This is a genomic window from Micromonospora sp. NPDC005299 (assembly GCF_042872345.1).
Taxonomy (GTDB): Bacteria; Actinomycetota; Actinomycetes; order Mycobacteriales; family Micromonosporaceae; genus Micromonospora.
The window spans coordinates 1-7773 of record NZ_JBIAKG010000032.1 but is presented as its reverse complement, the minus strand read 5'-3'; the positions used below and the strand labels follow the sequence as shown (position 1 = coordinate 7773).

The 7773-nt window shown below is 68.6% G+C and carries 7 protein-coding genes; 4 read left to right on the top strand and 3 right to left on the bottom strand.

What is annotated here, in order from left to right; genetic code table 11:
• The first annotated feature begins 542 nt into the window (after positions 1-542).
• The gene (locus tag ACFYPD_RS33985; protein ID WP_387122885.1) at positions 543-1094 is read left to right on the top strand and encodes an NUDIX hydrolase; all 552 of its coding nucleotides are present in this window, start codon (positions 543-545) and stop codon (positions 1092-1094) included.
• A gap of 3 nt (positions 1095-1097) precedes the next feature.
• Here the strand turns inward: ACFYPD_RS33985 and ACFYPD_RS33980 are convergent, their stop codons facing one another.
• Complete coding sequence (locus tag ACFYPD_RS33980; protein WP_387122882.1) at positions 1098-2519, bottom strand: helix-turn-helix domain-containing protein; 1422 nt, start codon at positions 2517-2519, stop codon at positions 1098-1100.
• Positions 2520-2933: 414 nt separating this feature from the next.
• Here ACFYPD_RS33980 and ACFYPD_RS33975 point away from each other — a divergent pair, with 414 nt between their 5' ends.
• The 3 genes from ACFYPD_RS33975 to ACFYPD_RS33965 all read left to right on the top strand — a co-directional run bounded on the left by ACFYPD_RS33975 (position 2934) and on the right by ACFYPD_RS33965 (position 5650).
• Positions 2934-3110, top strand: coding sequence for a hypothetical protein (locus tag ACFYPD_RS33975; protein ID WP_387122879.1), 177 nt, complete (start codon positions 2934-2936; stop codon positions 3108-3110).
• A 581-nt stretch (positions 3111-3691) separates the two neighbouring features.
• Positions 3692-5152 carry a S8 family serine peptidase gene (locus ACFYPD_RS33970; RefSeq protein WP_387122876.1) on the top strand — a complete coding sequence of 487 codons (1461 nt, stop codon included), beginning with the start codon at positions 3692-3694 and terminating at the stop codon, positions 5150-5152.
• 99 nt (positions 5153-5251) lie between these two features.
• Positions 5252-5650 carry a hypothetical protein gene (locus tag ACFYPD_RS33965; protein ID WP_387122873.1) on the top strand — a complete coding sequence of 133 codons (399 nt, stop codon included), beginning with the start codon at positions 5252-5254 and terminating at the stop codon, positions 5648-5650.
• Here ACFYPD_RS33965 and ACFYPD_RS33960 read toward each other — a convergent pair.
• Complete coding sequence (locus ACFYPD_RS33960) at positions 5589-6725, bottom strand: DUF4352 domain-containing protein (RefSeq protein WP_387122870.1); 1137 nt, start codon at positions 6723-6725, stop codon at positions 5589-5591. The genes ACFYPD_RS33965 and ACFYPD_RS33960 overlap by 62 nt on opposite strands.
• A 41-nt stretch (positions 6726-6766) precedes the next feature.
• A complete protein-coding gene (locus ACFYPD_RS33955) occupies positions 6767-7315 on the bottom strand; it encodes a YceI family protein (RefSeq protein ID WP_387122866.1) in 549 nt (182 codons plus the stop codon).
• Positions 7316-7773 lie beyond the last annotated feature (458 nt).

Genomic DNA, 7773 nt, shown 5'->3' with positions numbered 1-7773 from the left:
GCTCGGTATCGACGCTCCGCCCGCCCAGCGGGTCGCGGCTGCGTTCACCGAACTCGCCCGGGCGATCTGACACGAGAACCAACCCTCGGGCCTCAGTCGATCCAACAACGCAACAACACCTGCTCGCCTCCGACCTGAATGCCTTGGACGTCAGCGGATGCTGCGACCTTTGCCGAGAGCGCGTTGTAAGCGAGTCGTCACGATGGCCGCCACGTTGCCCGTAGGGCGGCTGCGAGGATGGAACGCAACTGTGACCGATGGCAGCCGGCCTGGCGGCGCAGTACTATCGTCAGGCTCTGAATCGCCGGCTACGGGCGGAGTAGGAGCGCAGGGCCCGGAGGAAGTCGATCTTCCGGAAGCCGGGCCAGCAGGCGGGGTCGTAACCGAGCTGAGAGGCAGGGGACGGCAACCGATGGCAACAGGTGATGCGCCGCAGCCACGTTCACGCCGAGGAGTCAAGGCCATCCTCCAGGCGGGGGTGGTCCATCTGCTCGGATGCGGGCAGGTTGGTGAGGCAACCCGTAAGCCTTGATACTTGCCGGATGGCCGAGTTGACCCGATGGACTATTCATGGTGAGCGGGTGGTGGACGACACCCGGCGGGCACGGTTGAGCATCGCCTCGGTGGAACTGCCCGACGGCGTCCGGTTCGAGCAGTATGTGATCCGCGCGCCCCGCTCAGCCATGGTCGCCGTCCTCGACAACCGGCAGCGTCTGCTACTGATGCGGCGGCACCGCTTCGTCTTCGACCGATGGGTGTGGGAGTTGCCCGGCGGCTACGTCGATGACCAGGAAGAACCAGCGGTGTGCGCAGTACGGGAGGTGGAGGAGGAAACCGGCTGGCGTCCGAGCGGCGTGGAGCCGTTGTTGACCTTCCAGCCTTGGGTGGGTACCGCCGACGCGGAGAACATTTTGTTCCTGGCCCGCAGCGCGGAGCACATCGGCGCGCCGACGGACGTCAACGAGGCCGAGCAGGTCACGTGGATTGCGCTCAGCGAGGCGCGTGAGTTGGTCAACATGGGTGAGATCGTCGGGGCGGGCACGGTGATCGCAGTGCTGGAGCTGGTCGCGCGCCAGGTGCGCGGCGAGCTGTAAAGGTCACCGCTGGGTGCCGAGGGAGGCGTCGACGCGGCTGACGAACTGCCGTACTACGGGCTGCTGCCGGTGGGGCGCGAGCTGAGCCTGCAGGTCGCGCACGTAGGCCACGGCTCGCGATGAGCGGAGTTGCGTGGTGAGCGTTAGGGCTTCCGTACCGATCGCGCAGGCGCGCTCAGGCTCGCCCCGTTGAACCTGCACGGAGGCGAGTAGCGCCAGGTTGAAGGCTTTGCCGCGGACGAAGCGCTCGTCCATCTTGAGTGACCGGCTGGCGAAGCGTTCAGCGGGCAACGCCTTGCCCAGGGCGTGGAAGCAGTGGGCGAACTTCGCGGACAGGTAAGCCTCATCGAAGTATCCGAGCCATTGAGGGCTACCGCTGCGGTCGGCCCTATCGAGGGCCTGTTCGGCCTGGTGCAGGGCTTTAGCACAGGCCGTCTCATCGCGAGCGGTGGCATGGGCGTGCGCTTCCATCACGTACGCCTCGGCGGTCAGGACGGCCAGCCCGGCGCGTTGGGCGGTCCGTCGCGCGGCGCGGGCGAGGTCGATGCCGGTGGCGGAGTGGCCGAGGTAGGTGGACTGGTGGCTCATCGCGGCCAGGATTTCCGCGCCCAGGCCGGCGTCGTCGGCGGCATGCGCGAGGTCCAGTGCCAGGGTCAGCTGGCGCTGAGCGATGCCGTGTTCCGCCAGGTCGTACGCCTGCCATCCCGCGAGTTGCACCAGCTCGGCCGTCGCGCTGAGCAGGCTGCGACCCGTGATCGCGTCGTACCGACCGTCGTTCAGCAGCGGGGCCACCTCTTGGTGGACATAGCGGGACACGGCGTCGCGGGCATGGCCACCGCCGTACTGGTTGTCGAGTCGCCGATAGGTCGTGGTCATTTCACGAATGGTGTCGATGTCGGGTTGACCGACGGCGCGACGGCCGGACGTGTTGACCGGCTGCCGTAAGGGTGCGGTGAACCAGCGCAGTGCGGGGAGGGTGTAACCCGCCGAGGCGAAAGTCGCCTGGCGGATCATGTCTCTGCGGTTCACATCGCTTTCCCAGATCTCTACTGCGGCGCGCAGGTCGTCGCGCCAACATCGGTCGACCGGCGTGTCACTCTGCCGCGGCGCGGCTGTGCGCGCCATGCCTTGATGACATGGCCAGCGAGCGGGTGCCAAGCCCAGCGCCATCCGAGACTCGTCGGGCATATCGAGTCCGTCTGCCACGCGCTCCAGCACCTCAATCGAAGTGATCTTCCGGCCCGCCATGACCCGACTTACGTAACCCTGTTCCAGGCCGACGGCGGCGCCGATCCGAGTCTGACTCGCGCCGGTCAGCCGACTGAGCCTGCGGAACAGCGCGCCGATGTCTCGCCTGCTCAGCGACTCGCAGACGGCCTTGTCGAACCACACGTTTACGGGGATCCGAAGCGGACCGAGCAGCACAGCCGGCTCCCCTCTCAGTAGATGGCTACCGAAGGTGTCTGCTCCGCAGCCTAAGGCGGTGACCGGGGGTGGTCGAGAGGCGTCATGTCACCGTGACATGACCTGCGGACATGGTGGCGGACCCGTCTCGGCGAGACGGTGCTGGCATGACGTTCAAGTGTGGAATCCGAGCCATCCGGCCGAATCGGCGGACGCTGGGCAGGCCGACTAGATGAGACGGAACCCGCCAGCGACGACGCGCAGGTTGTCCTACGCCGAGTACCTGGCCGCAGCCGCGATGACCTTGGCACGGAGGCATCGGCCGGTGTGGTCCTGGCGACGGTGGCGAAGGGTTTGTCGCTGCGGCGCCGAGTTGCCCTGCAGAGCCCAGCACCGCATCCCGATCGGTCGTGCGCACTGGCCAGGGGAGGAGCAGTGACGGGCCTGGAACAGCGCATCGTGGGCGTGCGCCTGCGTGGCCTGGACGGCATGTGCACCGGCTGCCAGGCGTGGTGGGCGCGGCTCGTGCCGTACCCGTGTTGGCAGGTGGAATGGGCGGCCGGCCGGCAGGCGCGGCACCTGACAGCGGCGGTGCTCGGAGGTCGCGCGTGATCACTCACGACCCAGTGCTGCCGTTGTGGAGTTGCGGTGGCTGTGGCGGGCCGTGGCCGTGCGGGACTCGGCGGCGGGAGCTGCGCGCGGAGTTTGCCGAAGCCCCGATGTCGCTCGCGCTCTATATGGGTGCGCAACTGGCCCCGCACCACCTCGGGATGTCTTCCTCGTCCCCGGCGCTCGTCAGTGCCGTCGATAGCGGTCAGGGACCTGGACGAGGGTGGCAGCCCCCTGCGCAGAGCAGGACCAGGACACCCGCTCCGGCCAGCACACAGACAGGTGCCGAAGAGCCGCCGTCCTCCGCCGTCGCCGAAGACCCACCACGGGACGTGGCACCAGCCGCTGCCCGATCGGCGGACGCCGGGGCCGGTTCGGGTCGGCCTGGCAGTGAGAGCAGCCGCTGTCGCGCCGCCTGTCCGTTGTCCAGCCAGAACGTCTCAGGCCGCAGTTCGTCGTCGTGCTGCGACCGGTTGCCTCCGTACGCATTCGCGCCCTTAGGACGTACCCGTGTTGCGAAAGTTCGGTGTTCGCCGATGTAGGACATAGATAGGCGCCACACATGCTCCCAGAGGAGTCGCTTCATGCCTCGGACCATTCCGCCCCTGATCGCCGGCGTCCTTGCCGCCGCGCTCGTCGCGCCGGTCGCACCGGCGCAGGCGAGCAACCCACTCGCCCCGATATCCAGTTCCCTGGCGCGGACGCTGACGACAGCCTCCGGCACGATCCCGGTGTTTGTGCACGGTACGAGCATCGGCGCCGCCCGGCAGGCGGCCGCCGACACCGGCCTCAAACTCATCACAACCTGGAACAAGATCGGCGTCGCGGTTGCGCGCGGCACCGCCGAGCAGATCGCGGCCGTTCGCGGTCATGCCGGTGTCACGTACGTCGAAGGTGACCAGCCGCTGCGGCCGTACCTGTCGACCTCGAACGTCGCTACCCGAGGCGAGCAGGCGCGCGCAGAGCTGCGCGACGGACAGGGACGGCCGGTCGACGGCCGCGGTGTGTCGGCGGCGATCATCGACACGGGCGTGGACGGCACGCACCCGTTCTTCCGCAACGCGGACGGTACCAGCGCAGTGAAGCTCAATCTGAAGAACATCTGCGGCCCGCTCACCGACCTGGGTCTGCCGCTCCCGCTCCCCAACGACTCGTGCTTCCTCGACCTGACCGCGACCAACGACACCGACACGCTGTCGGCCGGCGGGCACGGCACACACGTCGCGGGGATCGTCGCCGGGCGAGACACGACGCTCACCGACGGCACCCGGCTGCACGGCGCTGCCCCTGACGCCACGCTGATCAGCCTGTCGGTCGGCGCGGGACTCAGCATCTTCGGCGCGGACAGCGCGCTGAACTGGGTGCTCGACCACCACCTGAACCCGTGCGCGGGCTGCCCACCGATCAAGGTGAGCAACAACTCGTACGGCCCCAGTGGCGGCGGGGCGTTCGATCCGAACTCGGCGACCACCAAGTTGCAACGGGCGCTGGCCGCCGAGGGTGTCGTCACCGTCTGGGCGGCCGGCAACGACGGCCCGGACAACACCGCCACCAACCCTCCGGGTCAGGACCCCACTCCGGGCATCCTCATGGTCGCCTCATACGACGACCATGGCACTGGCACCCGCGACGGTACCGTGTCCACGTTCTCCAGCCGCGGGGCGGCGGGACACCCGGAGACCTACCCGGACGTCTCGGCACCCGGATCGAACATCACCTCGGCCTGCCGGCCATACCTGCTGATCTGCTCGACCGGACTGGACCCGCACAACGGCCCCGGGCCCCTGGACCTCGGCACGTTCAACACGATCAGCGGTACCTCCATGGCAACCCCGCATGTCGTGGGCATCGTCACCCAGCTGTTCCAGGTCGCACCGAACGCGACCCCGGCCCAGGTCGAGGACGCGCTCAAGACCACGGCGTACAAGTTCACGGACGGCGCGGCCTACCAGACCGTCGGGCCCTACACCAGCGCAGTCGACAAGGGAACCGGCCTCGTCGACGCGTACGCCTCGGCGGTCCTGCTGGGGGCGAGACCTGCCTGACGGCTGATCAGCTCCACGGCGCAGCAGCGAGTTCAGCCGGCAGCGTCACCGACGCTGCACCCGCCCGGGCTGCCCGCCTAGCAGCACGCGGGGGTGACCATGAGCGAGCCGGAGATCCTGCCGTGGGACCGGCATCGCCGCGAGCCCGAGAAGGCGTACGGGTACGTCGCCCTGTACCGCGACCTGGGCCGCACCCGCACCGTCGCGAAGGTCGCCGAGCAGGTCCACAACAGCCGGGACTACCTCCACAAGCTGGCCACCACCTGGAAGTGGGTGCAGCGGGCCGTGCCCCCGGCTCTGGCTATCAGCAACAGCCCGGAGAATCTCCGGGGCTGTTGGCTGTCGCCAGAGCCGGGGGCGCGCTTCTCTGCCGGCGGCCGGTCAGAGACGGCGTCCTCGGCGAAGGTGAACAGGCCGGCGTCGAACGTGATCGTCTTCAGCTTCGCGCCCTCGGCACATCGAAGTAGACGTTCGCCTTCACCGAGTTGCCAGGGTTGATCTCGTCGAGGAAACCCTGCCCGTCGGTGTTGCCGTAGATCCCGGCCTCGCCGTCGGCCTCGTACTCCCGACCGGTGGCGTCCTGGGCGGTGAGGGTGCCGTGGGCGTGGAAGGTGTGCGCGCTCTTCGTGACGTTCTTGACGGTCAGGTTGACCTTGCAGAAGGTGCCCTGCGCCTTGGTGCTCAGGAACGGGCTGCCCACCTGGGAGATCCCGCACTTGACGCCGTTGACGGTGAACTCGAAGTCACCGCCACGCACCTTGCCGCCGACGCCGAAGGTCTTCGGCTTGGCCGGGTCCGGCGCCACGGTCGTCTTCGCCGGCTCCGGCTTGACCGGTGTGGGGGCTGACGTGCTCGGCCCGCGGACGGCGGCGTGCACCGTTTCGCGGAGCACGCTGTCCCGGTCGGCGGGCTGGCCGGATTCGGCGAGCACCTCCTCCAGGCCGTCGGCCAGCACCACGATCCGGTTCTCCAACCACAGCCGCCGCCACACCTTGTCGGCCTCGCCGGCGGCGTGCAACTGGCTGTCGATCGTCTTCTGGAACTGTTCGAGGGCGAGCTGGTGGAAGTTCAGCTTCGCCGGGTCCGTGACGGTGCGCAGGTCGATCCCGACCGGCACGACGTCGCTGGCCATCAGCATCTCCGCGAGACGCACCAGGGTCGCGGTCTTGCCAGTGCCGATGCCGCCCACCAGCAGCAGCGGCCGCCGACGGTGCTCGTCGCGGAGCCGCTGGACCATCAGCTCGCACAGTTCGTCCCGGCCCACGACGCAGCTCGCTCTGCTGTCGTATTCGGCGGTGGGAACCACCATCCGAAGACTGCGCAGGGCGTTGCGGTCGTACCAGTGACGGACTGGGACGTATCGCCAGAACAGGAATACCGCGAGGCCCAGCGCCAGGATGAGCGGCCCCTTGACGAAGCCCTCCACCTGTCCGCAGTAGTACGACCTCGGCTGGTCCCCCGCACACCACTTCGACATCCGCAGGAAACCGGGCTCGCTGTTGAGGACCGTCAGGACCAGGGAGAAGACGGTCCACACCACGAGCACCCCGGCGGGGGCGTGCCCGCGTCGCACGCGGGTACGCCGCGGCCCCGGGGACTGGCTGGGCGTCGAGGTCAGCCTTCCAGGTCGACCTCGAGTTCCACCGCCACGTCGTCCCGAACCTTGAGCGCGCCGAGAAGAGCGGAGTACGGCTTGATGCCGTACGACGACTGGGTCACGGCGGTGGCGGCGCGGTAGCGGGTGGCTGTCACCTCGCGCACCTCGACGTCGATGGGGGCGGCGACCCCGTGCAGAGTGAGCATCCCGCTGATCGTGGCATGGTCCTCGCCGGTGACGATGCGGGTGGACTCGAAGGTGGCCGTTGGGTGACGACCCACGTCCAGCGTCCGCCGGGCTTTGTTCTCGATCTCGCCCCGCTCCTTGTCGGACAGCGGTCGGGCGCCACCGGTGCCCTCCCGTACGGCCAGCGACCCCAACTCGACGCGGGCGGTCGCCGTGGCGTCGGCGGGCCCGGTATCGGGAACGTCCAACTCCAGCGACCAGTCAGTCACCTCGATGGTCAGGTCGTGTCCCACGGTCGACCCGACGCCCGTGCGGCCGGTGCGCAGCAGCATGCGCCCGTTGTGCGGGCCGAACCGCAGCCGTCCGGTTCTGATTGCCACCCGCGCAGCGTATGTGGAATCACGACCGCCCACGTCGGCGTCAGGCAATTCATTGGTTCGATCGCCGGTCCGGCGCTGTCTGCGAGTCGAGGGTCAGTCGTGGGGCGGGATCTTGCAGCCAAGGCATTCCGCTCGGCCGCGGATGCGTCGCTGACCAGCCGTGCGGTCACTGCTCGCGTCGCACTGGCGCGAGCGGTGGGATCTTGCCAGCATGATCATCCGCAGGTGATCATGCTGCGTCACCGGTGTGCAAAGGGGCTAACGTCACAGCTGGAGGATCGGCGGGCATACCTGCACCGCGGCGGTGAATCGCCACTACGAGTTCGACTGGTGTTGTTGCGTTGTTGGATCGACAGACGGGTTTGAGGCCCGAGGGTTGGTTCTCGTGTCAGATCGCCCGGGCGAGTTCGGTGAACGCAGCCGCGACCCGCTGGGCGGGCGGAGCGTCGATACCGAGC